This is a genomic window from Mesorhizobium sp. P3_A2, from assembly GCF_056403115.1.
This window is the reverse complement of record NZ_JBFUGC010000001.1, coordinates 768,781-789,821: the sequence shown is the minus strand read 5'-3', so window position 1 is coordinate 789,821 and position 21,041 is coordinate 768,781. Positions and strand designations below refer to the sequence as shown.

The following is a 21,041-nucleotide window of genomic DNA, read 5'->3' as shown; positions in this document are numbered from 1 at the left end:
ATGAGCCGGCTGCACAATGAAAACCATCTCGTATCCCGCGTCGGCTGGCTGCGTGCCGCCGTGCTCGGCGCCAATGACGGCATCGTCTCGACGGCCAGTCTGATCGTTGGCGTGGCGGCAGCCAATGCTGCGGCCTCCAGTGTTCTGGTGGCTGGTGTTGCCGGACTGGTCGCTGGCGCGATGTCGATGGCGGCCGGCGAATATGTCTCAGTCAGTTCGCAGTCCGACACCGAACAAGCGGACCTTGCGCGTGAGAAGGGGGAGTTGGCGACACTGCCAGACTTCGAGCGACAGGAACTTGCGGACATCTATGTGAAACGTGGGTTGGAGCCAACGCTGGCCTTACAGGTCGCCGACCAATTGATGGCGAAAGACGCGCTCGGCGCCCACGCTCGTGACGAACTCGGTATTTCGGAGGTGACGGCGGCAAGACCGATCCAGGCGGCGCTGACCTCTGCGGCGGCCTTTTCGGTTGGGGCGGCCATGCCATTGGTGATGGTGCTTGTTTCGCCGGTCGCCTGGCTTGCCGCGGCCGTGTCTGTCGCCTCGCTGCTGTTCCTGGCGGTTCTGGGCGCTATTGGGGCCAAAGCCGGCGGCGCCAATGTGTTGAGGGCAACTGTTCGCGTCACCTTCTGGGGGGCGCTGGCGATGGCGCTGACCGCCGGTATTGGTGCCGTAGTTGGTACTGCCATCTGACGGTCTTGCGATTTTCTTCGATGCCCGTGCCTTGGGCGCTTGTCCTCCCGAAAGTTGATACGCGGCTTGTCGTTGAGATGAGTCAAAAGCGGCATCGGCTGCGTCGGTCCGGTGAGGCGGCACGCATTAACAAGCTTTCGAGGCTTCTCGCTGAAGAGCGTGAACGAGAAGGTCCACATCCCTCTGATCTTTCCGAGAGATCAGCCCGAGCCCTGTCTCGTGTGAAATCGGGTGCTAGTCGTCTTGCGACACCAAAGCCCAACTCGAAGCGACGACGACAATCGCACCTCCTCCGAGAGCAGTCCAGGTCAGCGCCGATATGGCGCCGGAGCCTAAGAGGAATGGGCATCCGATCAAGCACAGTCCAAGTCCAAGCTGGAGCCACTCCGCCCACCGTTGAGGGTTCGCGAGCCCTGCTATCCCCAAGATTGCGATAAGAGCGTGGGCATCGAACGTCTGGCAAAGTGGGGGCAACGGGCTCTGGTTTGGGCAAATTCTCGGCCTGTCCAACTTGCTAAAGCGTGGTAAAGTGATTATACCAGTTAATAACATGACGATCGGCGCGGCCGTCGTTTAAAAATCGGGAGTAGGGATACATGACGACAATTGCGCTGTTCGGTGCCGGCGGGAAGATGGGGTACCGCCTGTCGACCAATTTTCGCGGTTCGCCCTATACGATACGCCATGTCGAGGTCAGCGATGCCGGCCGCGAGCGGCTGAAGTCGGGTCTGGGCTTCGAAGCCGTCAGCGCCGATGAAGCGCTCAAAGGTGCCGATGTGGTGATCCTGGCGGTTCCCGATACGCATATCGGCAAGGTAGCGGCCAGCATAGAGAGCAAGCTTGCATCGGGCACGATGGTCGTCGTGCTCGACGCCGCCGCGCCGTTCGCCGGCCATTTGCCGAAGCGGCCGGACCTGACCTATTTTGTCACCCATCCTTGCCATCCGCCGATCTTCAACGACGAGACCGACATGGCGGCAAAAAAAGACTATTTCGGCGGCGTCAAAGCCAAGCAGCATATGGTCAGCGCGCTGATGCAGGGTCCGGAAGAGGATTTTGCCAAGGGCGAGGCGATCGCCAAGATCATCTGGGCGCCAGTGATGCGTTCGCACCGTGTCACTGTCGATCAGATGGCGTTGCTGGAGCCCGGCCTTTCGGAAACCGTATGCGCGTCGCTGCTCGTCGTCATGAAGGAAGCCGTCGACGAGGTCGTGGCGCGCGGCGTCGACAAGCAAGCTGCGCTCGATTTCCTGCTCGGCCATATGAATGTTCTTGGCGCCGTCATCTTCGGCGAAACCAAGGGTGTGTTCTCCGACGCCTGCAACAAGGCGATCGAGTTCGGCAAGCCGGTGCTGATGCGCGACGACTGGAAGCGGGTGTTCGAGCCGGAAGAGATCGCGGCGAGCATTCAGCGCATCACCTGAGAAAGGCCAAGTCAGGTGCTCGCCGGAGCGTCTCGATGCCTCGGCGCATCGCCGCTGACACTCGATCTCGGTCGCATCAGGTACATATCATCTGAATTTGTGATTGACTCATCATACCAGTTGGCTTAGCTGTTGTTGACTCGGATCGATAAGGTTTCGCAGGGAGTTCGAAGCCTGGACGAGTGGAGGACGGCCGGGGAGCAACGATCCGTCAGGGGAAGCCGGCAAACGGCTTTTGAGCCTGAACCGATCAGCGGCCCGCGCTGCGTAACGAATTCGAATGCAGACAGTGGCCTTGGTTGATCAAGGCCTTTTTTCAAACGGGAGGACATCATGAAACTCACACGCAGAATGACACTTGCGGCTTTTGCCGGGATGCTGGCGCTTGGCACTGCGGCACCCGCCTATGCGGCGGACCTCATTGCAATCATCACGCCCTCGCATGATAATCCGTTCTTCAAGGCGGAGGCCGTCGGCGCCGAAGCCAAGGCCAAGGAACTCGGCTACGAAGCGCTGGTGCTCGTCCATGACGATGATGCCAACAAGCAGTCCGAACTGATCGACACCGCGATCGGTCGCGGCGCCAAGGCGATCATCCTCGACAATGCCGGCGCCGACGCCACCGTCGCCGCCGTGCAGAAGGCCAAGGACGCGGGCGTGCCTTCTTTTCTGATCGACCGCGAGATCAACGCCACCGGAGTCGCCGTCGCGCAGATCGTCTCCAATAACTACCAGGGCGCCCAGCTCGGCGCGCAGGAATTCGTCAAGCTGATGGGCGAGAAGGGCAATTTCGTCGAGCTGGTCGGCAAGGAATCCGACACCAATGCCGGCATCCGCTCCAAGGGCTATCACGACGTCATCGACGATTATCCGGACCTGAAGATGGTCGCCCAGCAATCGGCCAACTGGAGCCAGACCGAAGCCTACGCCAAGATGGAATCGATCCTGCAGGCCAACCCCGACATCAAGGGCGTCATCTCCGGCAACGACACGATGGCGATGGGCGCCTATGCGGCGCTGGTCGCGGCGAACCGGAAGGACGTCATCGTCGTCGGCTTCGACGGATCGAACGACGTGCGCGACTCGATCACCGCGGGCGGCATCAAGGCAACCGTGCTGCAGCCGGCCTATGCGCAGGCGCAGATGGCGGTAGAGCAGGCCAACGACTTCATCAAGAACAAGAAGTCGCCGGCCAAGGAAAAGCAGTTAATGGACTGCGTCCTGGTCAATGGCGACAATGCTCCCAAGCTGGAAACTTTTGCGCTGACCAACTGAGCCGGCGCGACATGAATAGCGAGGGACGACCCAGGGGTCGTCCCTCGCCGCCATTTTCCGTGGGTGCCGACCGCCATGCTGAACAACAGGCCATCATGCTGAACAACAAGCCGATCTGGCCGATCCTTGCCGCGACACTCGGCATCAGCCTTACAGCTTGCAAGATTCTTCCGACTCCGTCGGGAGACAGCGGCAGCAGCACCGCGTTCAACCCCGACAAGATGGTCGAGGAGATCTGGGTGGCGAAGGTCGTGCCCTATCTCCAGCGGAAAGCCGGGCCGTTTGCGGAGGTTCACGCGCTGGCGAAAACCGATCCCGCTTCTGCCGGCGCCAAATATGGCAATCCAAACAAGCAGGCAAATTCGCCTTGGACCTTCGCGGTTCGCGTTGAGGGCAAGATCATTGCCGCCAACACGGCGTCGCGCGCGGCGACGATGGATATCGATGTCGACGGCGACGGCAAGGCAGATGCGAGGGTGCAGATCGGACCGGCGATGCGGGGAACAGCGCTGCGCGACAGTCTCGATTTCATCCAGTTCAACGATTTTACCAACCAGATCGATTTTGCCCAGTTCGGCAAGGCGTTCAACGCCTATGCCGACAAGGCCGTGCTGTCCAAGCTGCCGCGCGACGCGCTCGAGGGCCGCAGCGCCAAGGTTCTTGGCGCCTATACGCTCGAAAGCGGCCAGGACCTGGCGCTGGTGACGCCGGCCGAGGCAGAAATCGGGCCGAAGCGATGAGCGCTGTGGTTGCTCACGACGTCATCCTGAAACTGGAAGACGTCTCCAAGGTCTATTCCGGCACCGTCGCGGTCAAGCGGGCGAATTTCGAGGTGCGCAAGGGCGCGGTCAATGTGCTGGTCGGTGAAAACGGCGCCGGCAAATCGACGCTGATGAAGATCATCGCCGGCGTCGAACAGCCGACGCTCGGCCGGATCCTTCTGGAAGGGGAGGAAGTTTCCTTCTCATCGTCGGGCGATGCGGTGAACCGCGGCATCGGCATGGTGTTCCAGGAGCTGAACCTGTTCGGCAATCTGACCGTTGCCGAAAACATCTTTGCCACACGCGAGATCACCAACCGGTTCCGCAAGATAGACCGCAAGGAGCAGGAGCGCCGTGCCGCGCAATTTCTCGAACGCCTGCAGGCCGGCATAAGGCCCGATATGCTGGTCGAGGATCTGCGCATCGGCCAGCAGCAGTTGGTCGAGATCGCCAAGGCGGTTTCGCTCGATGCGCGCATCCTGATCATGGACGAGCCGACCTCGGCGCTGAGTGCGGCGGAAGTCGAGATCCTGTTTAAGGTGATCGCCGACCTCAAGGCGCGTGGCGTTGCTATCGTCTACATTTCGCACCGGCTGGAAGAACTGATCCGCATCGGCGACTACATCACCGTGCTGCGCGATGGGCACATCACCGGCCAGGAGGAGATGAGAAACGTCGACACGCGGTGGATCGTGCGGCAGATGATCGGCTCCGACGCCAAGGATTTTGCCAAGGCCGACGGCCATGTTCCCGGCGAAGAGATATTCCGCGCCGAGGACATCTGCCTGCCGCGCGCGACCGGCGGGCTTGCAGTCGACCACGTCTCGCTGTCGCTGCGCGCCGGCGAAATCCTCGGTATCTACGGCCTGATGGGCGCCGGGCGCAGTGAGCTGTTCGACTGCATCATGGGCCGCCATGGCCAGGCCACCGGTACGATCTTCATTGCCGGCAAGAAGGTCAAGGAGCGCGACACGACGCGGCGCATCCGGCGCGGGCTGGCGCTGATCCCCGAAGACCGCCAGCGCGAAGGACTGGTGTCGATCCTCTCGGTCGCCAGCAATCTGACGCTGGCCAGCCTGTCGCGCTTTGTCCGGCTGTTTCATATTCGCGGCGGCCCCGAAAGACAGGCGGTGACGCAGATGGTGCGGGAACTGGCGATCAAGGTTGCCGACCCGGCGCAGGACGTCTCGTCGCTGTCCGGCGGCAACCAGCAGAAGGTGGTGATCGGCAAGGCGCTGCTCACCGACCCCAAGGTGCTGCTGATGGATGAGCCCAGCCGTGGCATCGACGTCGGCGCCAAGGCGGATGTCTTCCGCACCATGCGCAAACTGTCGCGCGACGGGCTGGGCATTCTCTTCGCTACCTCCGATCTCGACGAGGTGATGGCGCTGTCCGACCGGATCGCGGTGATGAGCAATGGAAAACTGACGGGCATGTTCGATCGCGCCGGGGCGACGGAGGCGGCCCTTGTCGCCGCCTCCGCACTTGGCCACGGACCGGCCCCGCACACGGAGAACCCATGACTGATATCCCGGCGGCCTCCTCCTCTGTCCCGAGCGGCTCGCTGTTGCTCACGCTGATGAAGGCGAGGACTTTCATCGCGCTGATCGCCGTGCTCATCTTCTTTTCGATCGCGGCGCCGAATTTCCTGTCGACCGCCAATCTGATCCTGATGTCGAAGCATGTGGCGCTGAATGCGTTCCTGGCCATGGGCATGACCTTCGTCATCATCACCGGCGGCATCGATCTGTCGGTGGGCTCGATCGTCGGCCTGTGCGGCATGGTCGCCGGCTATCTCGTGCTGAACGGCATCGACCTGCAGATCGGCTACACGATCTATTTCAACGTGGTCGAGATCGCGCTGATCACGCTTACCGTCGGCATCCTGATCGGTGCCGTCAACGGATTGCTGATCACCAGGCTGAACGTTGCGCCGTTCATCGCCACGCTCGGCGTGCTCTATGTCGCACGCGGCCTGGCACTGCTGTCGTCGGATGGCCGCACCTTCCCCAACCTGGTCGGCAAGCCGGAACTCGGCACCACCGGCTTCGGCTTTCTCGGCGCCGGTCGGCTGCTCGGCCTGCCGGTGGCGATCTGGATCCTGATCGTCGTTGCGCTGGCGGCGGCCTATCTCGCCAAATACACGCCGCTCGGCCGCCACATCTTCGCCGTCGGCGGCAACGAGCGGGCGTCGAGAATTTCGGGCGTTCGTGTCAACATGGTGAAAATGTTCGTCTACATGTTCTCCGGTTTCTGCGCGGCGATCGTCGGCCTGATCATCTCGTCCGAACTGATGGCCTCGCATCCGGCGACGGGCGAAAGTTTCGAGCTCAACGCCATCGCCGCGGCGGTTCTCGGCGGCACGTCGATGTCGGGCGGTCGCGGCACGATCGGCGGCACCATCGTCGGTGCCTTCGTCATCGGTATTCTTTCGGACGGGTTGGTGATGATGGGGGTGAGTTCCTTCTGGCAGATGGTGATCAAGGGCCTGGTCATCATCGTCGCCGTTGTCGTCGACCAGGCGCAGCGTCGGCTGCAGAGCCGGGTGACACTGATGCAGATGGCTAAGGCAGGGTGAGCATGGCGGAGTTGCGGGGAGCGCTGATCGGTTGCGGCTTCTTTGCCGTCAACCAGATGCATGCCTGGCGTGACATTGAAGGCGCCTCGATCGTCGCCGTTTGCGACCGCGACCCGGAACGGCTGTGCATCGTTGGTGACCAGTTCGGCATCGCGAAGCGCTACACCGACGCGGCCGAACTTTTTGCCAGCGAGAGGCTGGATTTCGTCGATATCGCCACCACGGCGCCCAGCCATCGTCCGCTGGTCGAGATGGCGGCGCGTTACCGTGTACCGGTGATCTGCCAAAAGCCGTTCGCGCCGACGTTGGCCGACGCCAAGGCCATGGTGAAGGCCTGTGCCGGGCCCGGCGTACCGCTGATGGTGCATGAGAATTTCCGCTGGCAGTCGCCGATCCAGGCGGTGCGCGCCGTGCTCGACAGCGGTGAGATCGGCACGCCCTTTTTCGGACGCATCTCCTTCCGCTCCGCCTATGACGTGTTCTCCGGCCAGCCCTATCTCGCGAAGGGAAAGCGCTTCATTATCGAGGATCTCGGCATCCACAGCCTTGACATTGCCCGGTTCCTGCTGGGCGATGTGTCCACGATCACGACACGAACCGCGCGCATCAACCCTGATATCGCCGGCGAAGATGTCGCGACGATGTTGATGGACCACAAGAACGGCGCGACGTCGGTCGTCGACTGCAGCTACGCGACGAAGCTTGCCGTCGAGCCGTTTCCCGAAACGCTGATCGAGATCGACGGCAGCGACGGCACGATCCGGCTGGCGCAAGGATACCGGCTCACCGTCACCGGCAAGAGCGGCACACGGGTCACCGACGTCTCGCCGCCGCTGTTGCCCTGGGCGTCGCGGCCCTGGCACAACATCCAGGAGAGCGTCGTCGCGATTCAACAGCACTGGGTCGACTGCCTGGCAAAGGGGACTGAGCCGGCGACCTCGGGCGCGGACAATCTCCAAACCTTTGCGCTTGTCGAGGCGGCCTATCTGGGCGCCGCGAGCCACGAACCTGTCCACCTCGATGCCTTGCTGAAATGACAGCCGACGCCTTTCTCCTCTACGGCACACGCGTGGTCGAGGCCGAGCCAGTCAGGCTGAGTGCGGGCCCGCTCAGCGCCGACTTCGTCAACGGCAATCTGCGCAGCATCCGTTATGGTGGCATCGAAGTGCTGCGCGCCATCGCCTACATCGTCAGGGATCGCGATTGGGGCACTTACGAGCCAGCGCTGACCAACCTTGTGATCGATTGTGGCGCCGACAGTTTCTCGGTGAGCTACACGGCAAACTGCACGGGGCCGGACGCTAGCCGGCTCGGCTTTCGCGCCACCATCAAGGGCTCCTCTGATGGCCATCTGGTCTTCGACGTCAGCGCACTGCCCGAGAGCGACTTCGAGACCAATCGCTGCGGCTTCTGCATCTTGCACCCGATCGCCGGGCTGGCTGGCAGCCCGGTCACGGTCGAGCATACCGATGGCAGCGTGGTGGCGACGAAGCTGCCGCTGCTGATCGATCCCTGGCAGCCTTTCAAGGATTTGCGCGCGATCACCCATGAGGTTCAGCCGGGCATTACTGCCGAATGCCGGATGGAGGGCGACACTTTCGAGATGGAAGACCAGCGCAACTGGTCGGATGCGTCCTACAAGACCTATGTCCGGCCGCTGGCGCTGCCATGGCCCTATGTGTTGCCTGCCGGTCAACCCGTCAGGCAGACGATCAGCCTGCGCATCATCGACGAGGGGAAAATACCGGCTGTCGCGGCAAGCACCGAACCGGTGCACATCGAACTCGGCGAGGCCGGGCAGAGACTGCCGGATATCGGCGTGATCATCTACCCGGATGACGTGGAGGCCGCGCTCGCAAACCTTCCGACATTGGCCGCGCTGGGCCCGCAGCAACTTGTCTTCCACTACGACCCGACACGTGGCCATGGGCTGGGTGCGTTGCAGTCCTTTGCAAAACTTGCCGCCTATCCAGTGCAGACGACGCTGGAATGCGTCGTTGCCTGCGCGGGCGATCTCGAAGCTGAACTTTCAGCCGTCGCCGACATGGTGCGCCAGGCCGGGCTAAAACTTTCGGCCATTGCCGTCTCGCCTTCCGTCGACCGGCAGTCGACGCCACCGGGCAGCGCGTGGCCGGACTGCCCGCCGCTCGAAGACGTGTATGCCGCCGCGCGGCGCGCCTTTCCAGATATACGGTTAGGCGGTGGCATGTTCAGCTATTTCACCGAACTCAACCGCAAGCGCGTGCCGGCCGGCTTGCTGGATTTCGTCACCCACTGCACTTGCCCGATCGTGCACGCCGCCGACGATCTCAGCGTCATGCAGTCACTGGAGGCGCTGCCCTTCATCACGCAATCGGCGCGGGCGATCTTCGGAGAAAAACCCTACCGCATCGGCCCGTCGACGATTGCCATGCGCCAGAACCCCTATGGCGGCGCGACCAAGGTTAATCCGCGCAGTCAGCGCATCGCCATGGCCGACCGCGACCCGCGCCATGCCGGGCTGTTCGCCGCCGCGTGGACGATCGGCTATGCCGCGCGCGTCGCGCCGGTTGGACTGGAGCAACTCACGCTCTCCGGCTTCACTGGACCGTTCGGCGTGCTGGCGGCGTCCGGAGAACCCGTCGCGGAAGGATCACCCCGGCCGATCTTCGATGCCATCAAGGGGCTTTGCGAAATGGCCGGCCTCGCGCACGTGGCGGCAACGACGAGCGATGAGACCAAGGTGCTGGTGCTGGCTGGCCGCGCCGCCTCGGGCAAGATCATCTTGTGGCTGGTGAACGTGACAGCGGGCGACGTGCCGGTCGACATCTCAGTGCTTGGTCGGGAGCAATTCTTGATGGCGCCTTACGCGATCGCGCGGATCAGCTAAGCTATTTTTCGGAATTCATCACATAGAGCGCGCGCGAGCGCTCGAGATGCTTGATCATCGCCTTCTCGGCGCCGTCGGCATCCTTCTTCTCGATGCGGTCGATGATCTCTTCGTGCTCGGTCAGCGTGAACTTTTCCTTGCCGGTCCAGATCAGCATTTCCGTATGATATTCCTTCAGCCAACCGAGCATCGCCTCGCTGACGGCGACATAGATCGGGTTGCCTGAAATCGCCGCGATCTGGGTGTGAAACTTCATGTCGGCGGAGATGAAGGCTTCGGAATCGCCGCGAAAGCCGCGCTGTTCGGCAATTGTGGCCCGCAGTCGCTCAACGTCCTCGGCGGTGGCGTTTTCGGCGGCTTCCCTGACCATGCCGCGCTCGAAGAAGATGCGCGCGGTTTTCAGGTGTTCCAACGTGTCCTTCGACGATGACAGAATGATCTTGGCCGCGCCATCGACCTGCTTGATGATCGACTTGGCGGTCAGTTGCAGCACCTTGGCGCGCTCGCCATGCGAGATGGCGACGAGGCCCATATTGCTCAGCGCCTGCATCGCCTCGCGGATCGCGGGACGGCCGACCTCGAAGCGCTCCATCAGTTCGCGCTCCGAAGGCATATCGTCGCCCGGCGTCAGTTCGCCGCTGGTGATCAGGCGCTTCAGCCGCAAAAACACTTCATCGGAAAGTTTGCGCCGGACGATCGGCTCCGAACGGTTCATCGTCGCGAATCACTCCCTTGACCGGTGTCTATCTAGCACTGCCGTCACGATTTCCAGAATGCCTGCCAGCCAATCAGCCCATATCTTGCGAGCAGGATATTGCTTGCAAAGCTTATGTACTCATTATACCAGATTTCGACGATCAAGGAACTCTTTTCGAACCTCCTTAGGCCTCAGACGACGAACCATGATCACGCTCACCTACCGCATCGAGACATCAGGCAGCATCGAGGCGCTGGCGGCCAAGATCGCCAGCGACCAGTCGACCGGAACCTTCGTTGCGCTGCCCGGTGAAACCGAGGAACTGAAGGCCCGCGTGGCGGCGCGTGTCATAGCGATACGGCATCTGCCCGACGCCCTTCGGCCCTCCATTCCCGAGGCCGGTGACGGGCCGTTCAAGCGCGCGGACGTCGACATCGCCTTTCCGTTCGATGCCATCGGCACCGACCTGTCGGCACTGATGACCATTGCCATCGGCGGCGCCTATTCGATCAAGGGCCTGTCCGGCATTCGCGTCGTCGACATGAAACTGCCGGAGCAATATCGCGGCGCTCATCCAGGTCCGCAGTTCGGCGTCGCCGGCAGCCGCAGGCTGACCGGCGTCACGGATCGGCCGATCATCGGCACCATCGTCAAGCCGGCGCTCGGCCTCAGACCGCATGAGACAGCCGAGATGGTGGGCGAGTTGATCGCCGCCGGCGTCGATTTCATCAAGGATGATGAGAAGCTGATGAGCCCGGCCTATTCGCCCTTGGCGGAACGGGTGAGGGCGATCATGCCGCTGATCCTCGACCATGAGCAGAAGACCGGCAAGAAGGTGATGTATGCCTTCGGCATTTCGCATGCCGATCCGGACGAGATGATGCGCAACCACGATCTGGTGCTGGAAGCCGGCGGCAATTGCGCGGTGGTCAACATCAATTCCATCGGCTCCGGCGGCATGGCCTTTCTCAGGAAGCGCTCCAGCCTGGTGCTGCACGCCCATCGCAACGGCTGGGATATCCTCACCCGCCATCCCGGCCTCGGCATGGACTTCAAGGTCTGGCAGCAATTCTGGCGGCTGCTCGGCGTCGACCAGTTCCAGATCAACGGCATTCAATCGAAATACTGGGAGCCGGACGCGTCCTTCGTCGAATCCTTCAAGGCGGTGACGACACCGATCTTTTTGCCGGAGGACTGCGCGCTGCCGGTGGCCGGCTCCGGCCAGTGGGGTGGGCAGGCGCCCGAGACCTATGCACGTACCGGCCGGACGGTCGATCTTCTCTATCTCTGCGGCGGCGGCATCGTCAGCCACCCGGACGGGCCGGGCGCCGGCGTACGCGCCGTGCAGCAGGCCTGGCAAGCTGCGGTCGACGGCATTCCGCTGGTGAAGTTCGCCTTGAGCCATCCTGAGCTGGCGCGGTCGATCGAAAAATTCGGCGACGGCAAGGCAGCCTGAAGCGATGCAAAATCTTCTGCTCAGCTATTATGGCGACGACCTCACCGGCTCGACCGATGTGATGGAGGCGCTCGAGCTCGGCGGCGTGCCGACCGTGCTGTTCATGCGCCAGCCGGACGAGGCCATGCTTGCGCAGTTCGCACATTGCCGAGCCATTGGCCTGGCCGGCACCAGCCGCAGCGAAACGCCGCAATGGATGGACACCCATCTCGAGAGTGCCTTCGTCTGGCTGAAGACGCTGAACGCCGCGCTCTGCCACTACAAGGTCTGCTCGACCTTCGATTCCAGCCCGACGATCGGCAGCATCGGCCGCGCCATCGAGATCGGCCGCTCGGTCTTCGCGCAGGACAGCGTGCCGCTGCTGGTCGGGTCGCCGCAGCTCAAGCGCTACACCGCCTTTGGTCATCTGTTCGCCGCCTATCGCGAAAAGTATTTCCGCATCGACCGCCATCCGGTGATGAGCCGCCACCCGACCACGCCGATGGATGAATCCGACCTGCTGATCCATCTGTCGCGGCAGACGGAGCTGACGTCGGGGCTGGTCGATCTCGCGACGCTGCAGTCGGGGGGCCGGTCTGAAGCGTTCGATCGCTTGTTCGCCGAGGGCACCGACATCGTGCTTGTCGACGTCGACGGCCTGGAGACGCAGGCGCTTGCCGGCAAGGAGATTTGGCGTGTCCGCAAGCCTGGCGGTTCGTTCGTCGTCGGCTCGTCCGGGATCGAATATGCGCTGCTGGCCGAATGGGTGTCGAACGGGACAGTCAGAGCTGAACCAAAATTTTCGCCGCCGGGTGCGGTCGACCGGGTCGCGGTGGTCTCGGGCAGTTGTTCGCCGACGACCGAACGACAGATCCGGCACGCTTTGACCGACGGCTTCGACGGCATCGAGGTCGATCCTGTCGAACTGATCTCCGAAGCGTCCGGAGATGCAATCGCGCGCGCAGTTTCTGCTGGCCGCTCCAGTCTGGAAGCCGGCCGCAGTGTGGTTCTCTACACCGCCCTTGGTCCCGCGGCGGACCGCGGCGCCGAAATCGACCGGCAGGAAGGTGCCCGCCACAAGCTTGGTCGCGGCCTTGGCGAACTGCTTCGCGCGCTGACGATCGAGCAGAATTTGCAACGCGTGGTCATTGCCGGCGGCGACACGTCGAGCCACGCGCTCGGCCAGATGGGTGTCGATGCGCTGACGGTGCGGATGCCGCTGCCGGCGTCGCCGGGCTCGCCGCTTTGCGTCGCTCACTCGCGCATCAAGGCGATCGATGGGCTGGAGGTGGCGCTCAAGGGCGGGCAGGTCGGAACCGATCGCTATTTCAGTGCCATCCGCGACGGCCTTCGCAGTTGACAACGCGTCCGCGCCAGCAACCGTGAGATCCATCCGTGCCTCGACTGGCGCCGAAGCCTTAGTGAAAGCCTAGTCGACAACCTGAAACGCAATGGCTTGAATAGCGTCGAAATTGTCGCGCATGTTGACGTTAAATTCACATAAAGATATGGGTTCTTTCTCGCGGCAAGGTGCTTTTGTCGTTCGTCCGCCTTGCTCTATCGGGGTTGTCGCTATGTGTTTCGCCCTCGTATCAGACTGCAGGATCGCGCTGCAGCAATCGCCAGTTGCTGAAAGAGGCGGTGATCATGCCCAGCCTGCTCGGAATCGATAACGGTCTCACGGTCACCAAGGCGGTCATCTTCGATGCCGACGGCACGCAATTGTCTGTGGCGCGTCGCCGTGTGCCGCAATCTATGCCCCTTGCGCGTTCGGTGGAACGCGACATGGCAGGCCTGTGGCAAGCGACCGCCGACGCCATCAAGGAGGCGATCGCGCTCTCCGGCAGGCCGGCGGAAGACATCAAGGCGGTAGCGGCGACTGCGCATGGCGATGGTCTGTATCTGCTCGATCATGACCGTCAGCCTTTGGGACCAGGCATCCTATCGCTCGACAGCCGCGCCGGCGACATTGTCGACAGGTGGTCCGCCGGCACCGTTTTCACCGATGCGCTGGCGACGACAGGCCAGACGCCGCATGTTTCGGCACCGTCGGCGCTGCTGGCATGGCTCAAGCAGAACGATCCTGATCGCTATGGCCGCATCGGCCATGTGCTGGCCTGCAAGGACTGGCTGCGCTTTTGCCTGACCGGCACGATAGGGACCGACCGTACGGAGGCCAGCACCTCATTCACGGATTTTCGCACGCAAGCCTATTCGCCAGAAGCACTGCGCATCTTCGGGTTGGGCGATCTGCTCGACGCGCTGCCGCCGGTGGCGCATTCGGCTGACATCGCCGGTCAAGTCACCGCCGATGCCGCCGAAAGGACTGGGCTTCGCACGGGAACACCGGTCGCCTGCGGCCTGCACGACGTGGCCGCCTCGGCGCTTGGCATGGGTGGCCATGAGGACGGCGTGCTCGCCATCGTCGCCGGTACCTATTCCATCAACGAAGTCGTATCTTCGCAACCGCGCGTCGATCAGCGTTGGTTCTGCCGCAACGCCATCGACGCGGGCCGCTGGAACAACATGGCGATCTCGCCGGCCTCGACTGCGAACTACGACTGGTTTCTCGACACTTTCTGCCGCTTGGAGCAAGACAGGACAAACGCGGATGGCGGCTCCCTCCACGAATTGCTGGCGGGAGAGATCGACGCGGCGTTGAAGAAGCCCTCGACCATCCTGTTTCATCCCTATCTGTTCGGCTCTCCTTATGGCGACGTGGCCAGCGGCAGCTTTATCGGCCTGCATGGCTGGCACAATCGCGGCGACATGCTGAAGGCGGTTCTGGAAGGCATTGTCTTTAATCACCGCACCCATGTCGAGGCCTTGCGCGAGGGCTTTGCCGTTCGCGAGATCCGCCTGACCGGTGGCGGTTCGCGCAATCCTGCTTTCGTCCAGATGTTTGCCGACGTGCTGAACGCTCCGGTCACCATCACCTCGACCGACGAGGCCGCGGCCCTGGGCGCCGCCCTTTGCGCGGGGGCCGCGGTCGGGATCTTCGCGACGCCGCAACAGGGCGCCAGGCAAGTCGGGATGACAGAGCGCAAATATCAGCCAGCGCCGGCCTCAAGTGCTGTGTTCAATGAGCGGTTTTCGCTCTACTGCCGCATAGCCGAGCAGCTGAAGTCGCATTGGCCGGAAATCGAAAGGTTGGCGCGGCCGGGGGGAAATGCATGATCAAGGCTGACGAACGACGCGAAGAGATCGCCGATTATGTGATCAAGCTCGGCCAGGTGCGCATCGACGATCTGGTCGAGCATTTCGGCGTGTCGCGCATGACCATCCACCGGCATATCGACCGGCTGGCGCAGCAGGGCGTGCTGCGCAAGCTGCATGGCGCGGTGACGGTCCAGCCCTCGGGTCTCTATGAGAGCGCCTTCCGCTACCGGGTGACGGTCAATCGAGCCGAGAAGGATGCACTGGCGCGGGCAGCACTGGATTATGTCGAGGCCGGCCAGGTGGTGATGCTCGACGATTCATCGACGGCAAACGCGGTCGCGACGCTGCTGCTCGACGTCAAGCCGCTGACGGTTGTCACCAACAGCGTGTCGACGGCTGCGCTGCTGATCAATGTCGACGACCTCGACTTCATCTGTCTCGGCGGCCAGTATCACGGCACCTACAATGCCTATATCGGCATCGTCTGCGAGAACGCCGTGGCGCAGTTGCGCGCCAATGTGCTGATCTGTTCGGCTTCGGCCGTCACCGGAACCACTGCTTTCATCCAGGATCCGAATGTCGTGCGGGTCAAGCAGGCGATGATGGCTGCATCGGTCAAGCGCATCCTTTTGGTCGACCACGCAAAATTCGACCGGATCGCGTTGCATGTCTTCGACGATCTGACCAGTTTCGACGCCGTGCTGGTGACCGAGGGCCTGGGCGACGCGCAGATGCAGAGCCTCGAACGGGCCGGGGTGAAGCTGCGCATCGTCAAGACGAAAGCGCCATGAGCCCAGCCGAAGGAGCAGGGGCGAAAAATCGCGCCGGACGCCTCGTCGCGATGGCCGGGATCGGCGAGGTCGACGTCGTCATTCTTGGCGCCGGCGTCAACGGAGCAGGGCTGTTTCGCGATCTGTGCGCGCAAGGTGTCAGCTGCCTGATCGTCGACAAGGCGGATTTCGGCTCGGGCACCAGTGCCGCGCCGTCGAGGCTCATCCACGGTGGCCTGAAATATCTCGAGACCGGCGAGTTCGGGCTGGTGGCGCAGTCGACGCTCGAACGCAATCTGCTTTTGCAAAACGCGCCGCACTATGTCAGCCCGCTGCCGACCGTCATCCCGATCTTCTCGTGGAGCAAGGGCATGCTGGCGGCGTTGCGAACGCTGTTCGGCTCGACCAGCGCGCCGCGCAGCCGCGGCGCCATACTGATCAAGATCGGCTTGATGATCTACGATTTCTACGGTTCGCGAAACCAGGTCATGCCGCGCCACCGCATGGTCGGACGGCGGCAGACACTTCGCGAGCTGCCGGCGCTCAATCCGGCGATCGTCGCCACCGGAACCTACTACGACGCCAAGGTAAGCCACCCGGAACGGCTGGTGCTGGAACTGATCCTCGACGGCTTGCAGGCCCACGCGGCGTCTGCCAGTGCCAACTACACGACACTGGCGGCCTCAGCCAATGGCGTGCTCACCTTCCAGCCGGAAAACGGCATCGCTTTTTCGGTGCGGCCGAAGCTGGTGGTGAACGCCGCCGGTCCGTGGATCGATGACGTCAATGCGTTGCTTGGCGCGTCGTCGAAGATGATCGGCGGCACCAAGGGCTCGCATATCCTGTTAAAGCATGACGAACTGGTCAAAAGCCTCGCAGGGCGCATGCTCTATTTCGAGGCCGATGACGGCCGCATCTGCCTGGTCTACGACTATCTCGGCCTGGCGCTGGTCGGCTCGACCGACATCAAGGCCGACAATCCGGACGCGGTGCGCTGCGAACCCGAAGAAGTCGAGTATCTGCTCGACAGCGTGCGAACGCTGCTGCCGGGCATGGCGTTCGAGCGCGACCAGATCGTCTATGCCTATAGCGGCATCCGACCCCTGCCGACGTCTGAAGCCGCGACGCCCGGACTGATCAGCCGCGATCATTCGGCGCCGGTCGCCGAGCCGGACGGCAACAGGCCCTTTGCAGTCATTTCGCTGGTCGGCGGCAAATGGACGACGTTCCGCGGCTTTGCCGAGGAAGTCGCTGACACCGTGCTCGGGCGCTTGCAGCGCAGCCGCAAGGTGTCCACTCAGTCGATGCCGATCGGGGGTGGGAGGGATTTTCCGGTCAATGCCGCGGCGCGCGCGGACTGGCTGGCTGAGGCGCAGCAGGCAACGGGCGTCGAGCAAGAGCGCCTTGATCAATTGCTGTCGCGCTACGGGACCAGAGCCGCGCAGATCGCCAGGCACAGGTCGAATGATGAGGGTCGCCTGCCGGACTCGGTCGGCTATGGCAAGGCTGAAATCGACTACATCGCGCGCAACGAATTCGTCGAACATTTGGCCGATGTCGTCATGCGCCGCAGCACTTTGGCGATAGGCGGTTCGCTGACGCGCCGCGACCTGGAGGAGATTGCCGCGATCGCCGGGCGGGCGTTGGCGTGGAGCACTGAGCGCCTCGCGCGGGAAGTCGAAGCCGCTGTTGTCGAGCTCGAGGGCAGGAACCTGATGCGGCTGGACTGATCGCGCCGTCGCCGACGCCGGTAGTATTCTAGGGCAATCCGATCGGTTTGCCCTTGTTGCGCCTTGTGCACCAAAATTCCTATCTTACATCCAGATTGGGATTTTCATCGTCACCGAACATTGAAACAAAAACAAACGCTTATTCGTTGTTTCGGCTGCCGGCGCTCAAGGGTCCATGTTGTGGTTGAACACGATATAACGCAAATTGACGTTAACTTAACGCCGCCGTATGATCGCCTGATATGTTGACCTCCTAATATGCTGCCTCGGCTCCCGATCCGTCGGCTGGGGCAACCATCTGCGGAGGATTGACAGCGATGCAAAGGTGTGAAAATTTTTGCATACAAAGATAATATTATCACCCTGGGGAGGGGATGGCTTGAAATCCGGCGGAACCGCGAACCGCGACCACGAGTCCAGCCTCGCCACGCGCGCGGCCTGGCTCCACTATGCCGGAGGTCTCACACAGGCTCAGGTGGCCAAGCGGCTTGGCCTGACCAGCCTCAAGGCGCATCGGCTGATCACCAAGGCCAACCAGGACGGCCTGGTCAGAGTGTTCATCGACGGAGATGTCGCCGAATGCATCGACCTGGAGCAGCGCCTGACCGCCGCCTATGGGCTCGACTATTGCGAGGTAGTTCCCGATCTCGATCAGGACGAACTGCCGCTCAAAGGTCTGGGCATTGCCGGCGCCCAGTTCCTCAAGCGCGAAATCGATCGCGGTGAAGACATGCTGATCGGCGTCGGCCATGGCCGCACGCTTGCGGCCAGCGTCGAATATCTGACACGCACCACTGCTGCCCACATCCGTTTCGTCTCGTTGCTTGGCGGGGTAACGCGCAAATTCGCTGCCAACCCGCACGACGTCATGCATCGCCTGGCCGAGCGGACCGGCGCGCAGGCTTTTGTCATGCCGGTGCCTTTTGTCGCCAACACCGCCGAGGACCGCGAGGTGCTGCTCGGCCAGCGCGGCATCAGCGATGTCTTCGCTCTCGCCGGCCGGTCCGACCTCATGTTCGTCGGAATAGGCACGGCCGAGCGGGAAGCGTCGCTGGTCGCCACAGGCATGATCGAGCCGTCCGAAATCGACGATGTCAAACGTGACGGCGGCGTCGGCGAATTGCTTGCGCATTTCTTCGACGACAAGGGCCGCCCGGTCGAAACAGCGTTGTCGGAAAGAATCCTGGCGCTGCCCCGCGACCAGCTGAAGGGCCGCAGGATCGTCGCGGTGGCCGGCGGCAAGGTGAAAGTACGGGCCATCAAGGCGGTGCTCGAAAGCCGTTATCTGAGCGGCCTGATCACCGACGAATGCACCGCCAGGGCACTGATCGAACAGAGCCGGCTTGAGAGTGCGTCCGGTGCAACGAAACGCCGCGTGAACGGAGGATCGTCGAATGCGTAACAACGGAAAATCCGCTTCGCTGGTGGTTGTATCATGAGCGCCAAGGCTGCCACCGCATCGCCCCGGCAGACTTCGCCCGGCCTGCGCCGCGCACTTGCCGGCGCCGCAGTCCTGGTTCTGCTCGGCGCTATGGCGCTCGATACCAAAATCGTCAAGATCGGCTCCGCCGGCGATGTTCGCAACGCCGTGTTCTCCGCAGCCGACTACGGCAAGTCGGAATTTCCCAAGGTGCAGGCCGATGTCGAGACCCGTGCCGCCGATGCGGTGACGGTGGCGACGGCAATCGCCAAGGACAGGGCGACGGCCGAGAAAGAATACGGCGTGCCCGCGGGTGTCGGGCCGGTCATCTCGGTCAAGTTCACCGGCGTCGTCGGCGAGGGAAAGTCGGGCATCTACAAGGTCGCCGTCGACGGTTTGCCGGACACGCTGACGGTCCGCGTGCAGACAGGGCCGGCGATCAACGGAACCGAGCTTCGCGACGCGACCGGCAAGATCACCTTCGGCCAGTTCACCAACCAGATTGAATATCAGGATGCCGGCTCGGCGCTGAACAACGAGATGAAGAAAGAGGTGCTGGCGAAAGTCGATACCAGCGCCTTGACCGGCAAGACCATAGCGGTGGTCGGCGCTTTCAAGCTGGTCAATCCGAAGAGCTGGCTGGTCACGCCGGTGAGGCTGGACGTCAAATGACAACGGCTTCCGGCACAGAACCCGCGACTGGCGACGCCGTGCTTTCGGCGCGCAATGTCGTCATGTCGTATGGAGGCGTTCACGCGCTCAAAGGCGTCAACTTCGACATTCATCGCGGCAAGGTCACCACCCTGTTTGGAGAGAATGGCGCCGGCAAGTCGACGCTGATGAAGATCCTGTCCGGCGTGGTGACGCCGACATCCGGCGACATCGTGCTCGACGGCAATCTCGTCAGCTTTTCCTCGTCCTCCGATGCACGCGATCGCGGGATTTCGATCATCCACCAGGAGCTCAGCCTGGCACCGAATCTGAGCGTTCGCGACAACATCTTCATGGGCCGCGAACTGCGCACCAGAGCCGGCCTCGACTTCGCCGAGGAGTCGCGCCAGGCGCGGGCGCTGATGGCCGACCTTGAAGAAGACATCGATCCGATGACCCTGGTCGAGGATCTGCGGCTTGGGCAGCAGCAGATCGTCGAGATCGCACGCGCATTGTCGGTCGATTCCCGCATCCTGATCATGGACGAGCCGACCTCCGCACTCAGTGCGACAGAGGTGGAGGTGCTGTTCAAGGTGATCCGCGACCTGACCAGCCGCGGCGTCTCGATCGTCTACATATCGCATCACCTCGAAGAGGCGCTGCAGATCACCGACTATGCCGTCGTGCTGCGCGACGGAGCGATCACCGCAACGGCCGAAGCCAAGGACATCGACCTCGAATGGATCGTCCGCAACATGGTGGGCGAGAATTTTGACCTCGGCTCGCCGCCGACCGGCCATGCGTTTGGCGAGGTCGCGCTTTCGATCGAGGATGTCAGCGTCACCGACACTTCGGGTTCAGGCTACTCGGTCGTCGATCACCTGTCGCTGGACGTCAGGGCAGGCGAGATCGTCTGCATCTATGGGCTGATGGGTGCCGGGCGCACGGAATTGCTGGAAGCTGTTGCCGGACGCGTGCCGATGGCGGGCGGGCGGGCGCTGCTGGAAGGCGAGGACGTCACGGGGCTGACCATTGCCCAGCGCATCGCCAGAGGCCTGGTGCTGGTGCCCGAGGACCGCCAGCGCGACGGCCTGGTCCAGACCATGACCGTCGGCCGCAATCTGTCGCTTGCCAGCATCGAGGCGTTCGCCAAAGGCTTGTTCCTCTCCCGGCCCAGGGAACGCGCACTGATCGACGACTCGATTCGCAAGGTGACCATCAAGACCGCCGGCGGCAACGCCATGATCGGATCGCTGTCGGGCGGCAATCAGCAGAAGGTCGTCATCGGCAAGATGCTGACGACCAACCCCAAGGTCATCCTTCTCGACGAGCCGAGCCGCGGCATCGATGTCGGCGCCAAGGCCGAAGTCTTCCGTCTGCTCAGCGAGCGCGCTGCGCAAGGCCTGGCGGTCGTCTTCTCGACCTCGGAGGTCAATGAGTGCCTCAGCATCGCCCACCGCATCGTCGTCATGCGGCGCGGCAAGATTTCAGCCGAGTTCGGCGCGAACGCCACCAAAGAGCAGATCATGGCCGCCTCCGGCGAAGCCGTGGTCGCCTGATCCCAGAATTTCGGAGC

Annotated in this window: 17 protein-coding genes and 1 pseudogene; 16 read left to right on the top strand and 2 right to left on the bottom strand. The window is 62.7% G+C overall.

The genetic code is table 11. The features are described 5' to 3' along the window. Positions 1 to 696, top strand: a complete 696-nt coding sequence (locus AC1DXM_RS03705) for a VIT1/CCC1 transporter family protein (protein WP_477231799.1) — start codon at positions 1 to 3, stop codon at positions 694 to 696. Between the two features lie 234 nt (positions 697 to 930). Here AC1DXM_RS03705 and AC1DXM_RS03700 read toward each other — a convergent pair whose 3' ends face one another. Next, positions 931 to 1,248 carry an SPW repeat protein gene (locus tag AC1DXM_RS03700; RefSeq protein ID WP_477231798.1) on the bottom strand — a complete coding sequence of 106 codons (318 nt, stop codon included), beginning with the start codon at positions 1,246 to 1,248 and terminating at the stop codon, positions 931 to 933. A 44-nt stretch (positions 1,249 to 1,292) separates the two neighbouring features. Between AC1DXM_RS03700 and AC1DXM_RS03695 the strand changes: the two genes are divergently transcribed. The 7 genes and pseudogenes from AC1DXM_RS03695 (at position 1,293) to apnL (ending at position 9,629) form a co-directional block, all read left to right on the top strand. Next, positions 1,293 to 2,120 carry a phosphogluconate dehydrogenase C-terminal domain-containing protein gene (locus AC1DXM_RS03695; RefSeq protein ID WP_352583436.1) on the top strand — a complete coding sequence of 276 codons (828 nt, stop codon included), beginning with the start codon at positions 1,293 to 1,295 and terminating at the stop codon, positions 2,118 to 2,120. A 333-nt stretch (positions 2,121 to 2,453) separates the two neighbouring features. After that, on the top strand, positions 2,454 to 3,395 hold the full coding sequence (locus AC1DXM_RS03690; RefSeq protein WP_112563086.1) for a D-ribose ABC transporter substrate-binding protein: 942 nt from the start codon (positions 2,454 to 2,456) through the stop codon (positions 3,393 to 3,395). A 95-nt stretch (positions 3,396 to 3,490) separates the two neighbouring features. Then, the gene (locus AC1DXM_RS03685) at positions 3,491 to 4,135 is read left to right on the top strand and encodes a DUF2291 family protein (protein WP_477231797.1); all 645 of its coding nucleotides are present in this window, start codon (positions 3,491 to 3,493) and stop codon (positions 4,133 to 4,135) included. Continuing rightward, a complete protein-coding gene (locus AC1DXM_RS03680) occupies positions 4,132 to 5,679 on the top strand; it encodes a sugar ABC transporter ATP-binding protein (protein WP_477231796.1) in 1,548 nt (515 codons plus the stop codon). Before AC1DXM_RS03685 ends, AC1DXM_RS03680 begins: the two co-directional genes overlap by 4 nt. Then, positions 5,676 to 6,734, top strand: a complete 1,059-nt coding sequence (locus AC1DXM_RS03675; RefSeq protein WP_112563082.1) for an ABC transporter permease — start codon at positions 5,676 to 5,678, stop codon at positions 6,732 to 6,734. Before AC1DXM_RS03680 ends, AC1DXM_RS03675 begins: the two co-directional genes overlap by 4 nt. A gap of 2 nt (positions 6,735 to 6,736) precedes the next feature. Next, a complete protein-coding gene (locus AC1DXM_RS03670) occupies positions 6,737 to 7,771 on the top strand; it encodes a Gfo/Idh/MocA family protein (RefSeq protein ID WP_477231795.1) in 1,035 nt (344 codons plus the stop codon). After that, positions 7,768 to 9,629 (top strand): annotated as a pseudogene (gene apnL / locus AC1DXM_RS03665) (D-apionate lactonase). Before AC1DXM_RS03670 ends, apnL begins: the two are co-directional and overlap by 4 nt. Here apnL and AC1DXM_RS03660 read toward each other — a convergent pair. Beyond that, a complete protein-coding gene (locus AC1DXM_RS03660) occupies positions 9,605 to 10,318 on the bottom strand; it encodes a transcriptional regulator NanR (protein WP_142866853.1) in 714 nt (237 codons plus the stop codon). The pseudogene apnL and the gene AC1DXM_RS03660 overlap by 25 nt on opposite strands. 187 nt (positions 10,319 to 10,505) lie before the next feature. On the opposite strand from AC1DXM_RS03660, the gene oiaX reads away from it, so the two are divergent. The 8 genes from oiaX (at position 10,506) to AC1DXM_RS03620 (ending at position 21,024) form a co-directional block, all read left to right on the top strand. Next, positions 10,506 to 11,756 carry a 3-oxo-isoapionate-4-phosphate decarboxylase OiaX gene (oiaX, locus tag AC1DXM_RS03655; RefSeq protein ID WP_477231794.1) on the top strand — a complete coding sequence of 417 codons (1,251 nt, stop codon included), beginning with the start codon at positions 10,506 to 10,508 and terminating at the stop codon, positions 11,754 to 11,756. 4 nt (positions 11,757 to 11,760) lie between these two features. After that, positions 11,761 to 13,095: a four-carbon acid sugar kinase family protein gene (locus tag AC1DXM_RS03650; RefSeq protein ID WP_477231793.1), complete on the top strand. Its 1,335-nt coding sequence runs from the start codon at positions 11,761 to 11,763 to the stop codon at positions 13,093 to 13,095. Positions 13,096 to 13,382: 287 nt separating this feature from the next. Further along, positions 13,383 to 14,912: an FGGY-family carbohydrate kinase gene (locus tag AC1DXM_RS03645; RefSeq protein WP_477231792.1), complete on the top strand. Its 1,530-nt coding sequence runs from the start codon at positions 13,383 to 13,385 to the stop codon at positions 14,910 to 14,912. After that, positions 14,909 to 15,685, top strand: a complete 777-nt coding sequence (locus AC1DXM_RS03640) for a DeoR/GlpR family DNA-binding transcription regulator (RefSeq protein WP_142866849.1) — start codon at positions 14,909 to 14,911, stop codon at positions 15,683 to 15,685. Before AC1DXM_RS03645 ends, AC1DXM_RS03640 begins: the two co-directional genes overlap by 4 nt. Continuing rightward, on the top strand, positions 15,682 to 17,394 hold the full coding sequence (locus AC1DXM_RS03635; protein WP_142866848.1) for a glycerol-3-phosphate dehydrogenase/oxidase: 1,713 nt from the start codon (positions 15,682 to 15,684) through the stop codon (positions 17,392 to 17,394). The genes AC1DXM_RS03640 and AC1DXM_RS03635 overlap by 4 nt, the downstream gene beginning before the upstream one ends. Positions 17,395 to 17,773: 379 nt before the next feature. Beyond that, positions 17,774 to 18,796 (top strand): sugar-binding transcriptional regulator, encoded by a 1,023-nt coding sequence (locus tag AC1DXM_RS03630; protein WP_477231791.1) that lies wholly within the window; start codon positions 17,774 to 17,776, stop codon positions 18,794 to 18,796. A 33-nt stretch (positions 18,797 to 18,829) separates the two neighbouring features. Continuing rightward, entirely contained in the window at positions 18,830 to 19,486 is a 657-nt protein-coding gene (locus AC1DXM_RS03625) for a DUF2291 family protein (protein ID WP_142866846.1), read from the top strand. Continuing rightward, positions 19,483 to 21,024, top strand: a complete 1,542-nt coding sequence (locus tag AC1DXM_RS03620) for a sugar ABC transporter ATP-binding protein (protein WP_477231790.1) — start codon at positions 19,483 to 19,485, stop codon at positions 21,022 to 21,024. The genes AC1DXM_RS03625 and AC1DXM_RS03620 overlap by 4 nt, the downstream gene beginning before the upstream one ends. The last annotated feature ends 17 nt before the right edge of the window (positions 21,025 to 21,041 follow it).

Excerpts from the sequence above, each read along its gene's own strand:
- AC1DXM_RS03705 (WP_477231799.1), top strand. The coding sequence starts at position 1 with ATGAGCCGGCTGCACAATGAAAACCATCTCGTATCCCGCGTCGGCTGG.
- AC1DXM_RS03700 (WP_477231798.1), bottom strand. The coding sequence starts at position 1,248 with ATGTTATTAACTGGTATAATCACTTTACCACGCTTTAGCAAGTTGGAC.
- AC1DXM_RS03695 (WP_352583436.1), top strand. The coding sequence starts at position 1,293 with ATGACGACAATTGCGCTGTTCGGTGCCGGCGGGAAGATGGGGTACCGC.
- AC1DXM_RS03690 (WP_112563086.1), top strand. The coding sequence starts at position 2,454 with ATGAAACTCACACGCAGAATGACACTTGCGGCTTTTGCCGGGATGCTG.
- AC1DXM_RS03685 (WP_477231797.1), top strand. The coding sequence starts at position 3,491 with ATGCTGAACAACAAGCCGATCTGGCCGATCCTTGCCGCGACACTCGGC.
- AC1DXM_RS03680 (WP_477231796.1), top strand. The coding sequence starts at position 4,132 with ATGAGCGCTGTGGTTGCTCACGACGTCATCCTGAAACTGGAAGACGTC.
- AC1DXM_RS03675 (WP_112563082.1), top strand. The coding sequence starts at position 5,676 with ATGACTGATATCCCGGCGGCCTCCTCCTCTGTCCCGAGCGGCTCGCTG.
- AC1DXM_RS03670 (WP_477231795.1), top strand. The coding sequence starts at position 6,737 with ATGGCGGAGTTGCGGGGAGCGCTGATCGGTTGCGGCTTCTTTGCCGTC.
- AC1DXM_RS03660 (WP_142866853.1), bottom strand. The coding sequence starts at position 10,318 with ATGAACCGTTCGGAGCCGATCGTCCGGCGCAAACTTTCCGATGAAGTG.
- oiaX (WP_477231794.1), top strand. The coding sequence starts at position 10,506 with ATGATCACGCTCACCTACCGCATCGAGACATCAGGCAGCATCGAGGCG.
- AC1DXM_RS03650 (WP_477231793.1), top strand. The coding sequence starts at position 11,761 with ATGCAAAATCTTCTGCTCAGCTATTATGGCGACGACCTCACCGGCTCG.
- AC1DXM_RS03645 (WP_477231792.1), top strand. The coding sequence starts at position 13,383 with ATGCCCAGCCTGCTCGGAATCGATAACGGTCTCACGGTCACCAAGGCG.
- AC1DXM_RS03640 (WP_142866849.1), top strand. The coding sequence starts at position 14,909 with ATGATCAAGGCTGACGAACGACGCGAAGAGATCGCCGATTATGTGATC.
- AC1DXM_RS03635 (WP_142866848.1), top strand. The coding sequence starts at position 15,682 with ATGAGCCCAGCCGAAGGAGCAGGGGCGAAAAATCGCGCCGGACGCCTC.
- AC1DXM_RS03625 (WP_142866846.1), top strand. The coding sequence starts at position 18,830 with ATGAGCGCCAAGGCTGCCACCGCATCGCCCCGGCAGACTTCGCCCGGC.
- AC1DXM_RS03620 (WP_477231790.1), top strand. The coding sequence starts at position 19,483 with ATGACAACGGCTTCCGGCACAGAACCCGCGACTGGCGACGCCGTGCTT.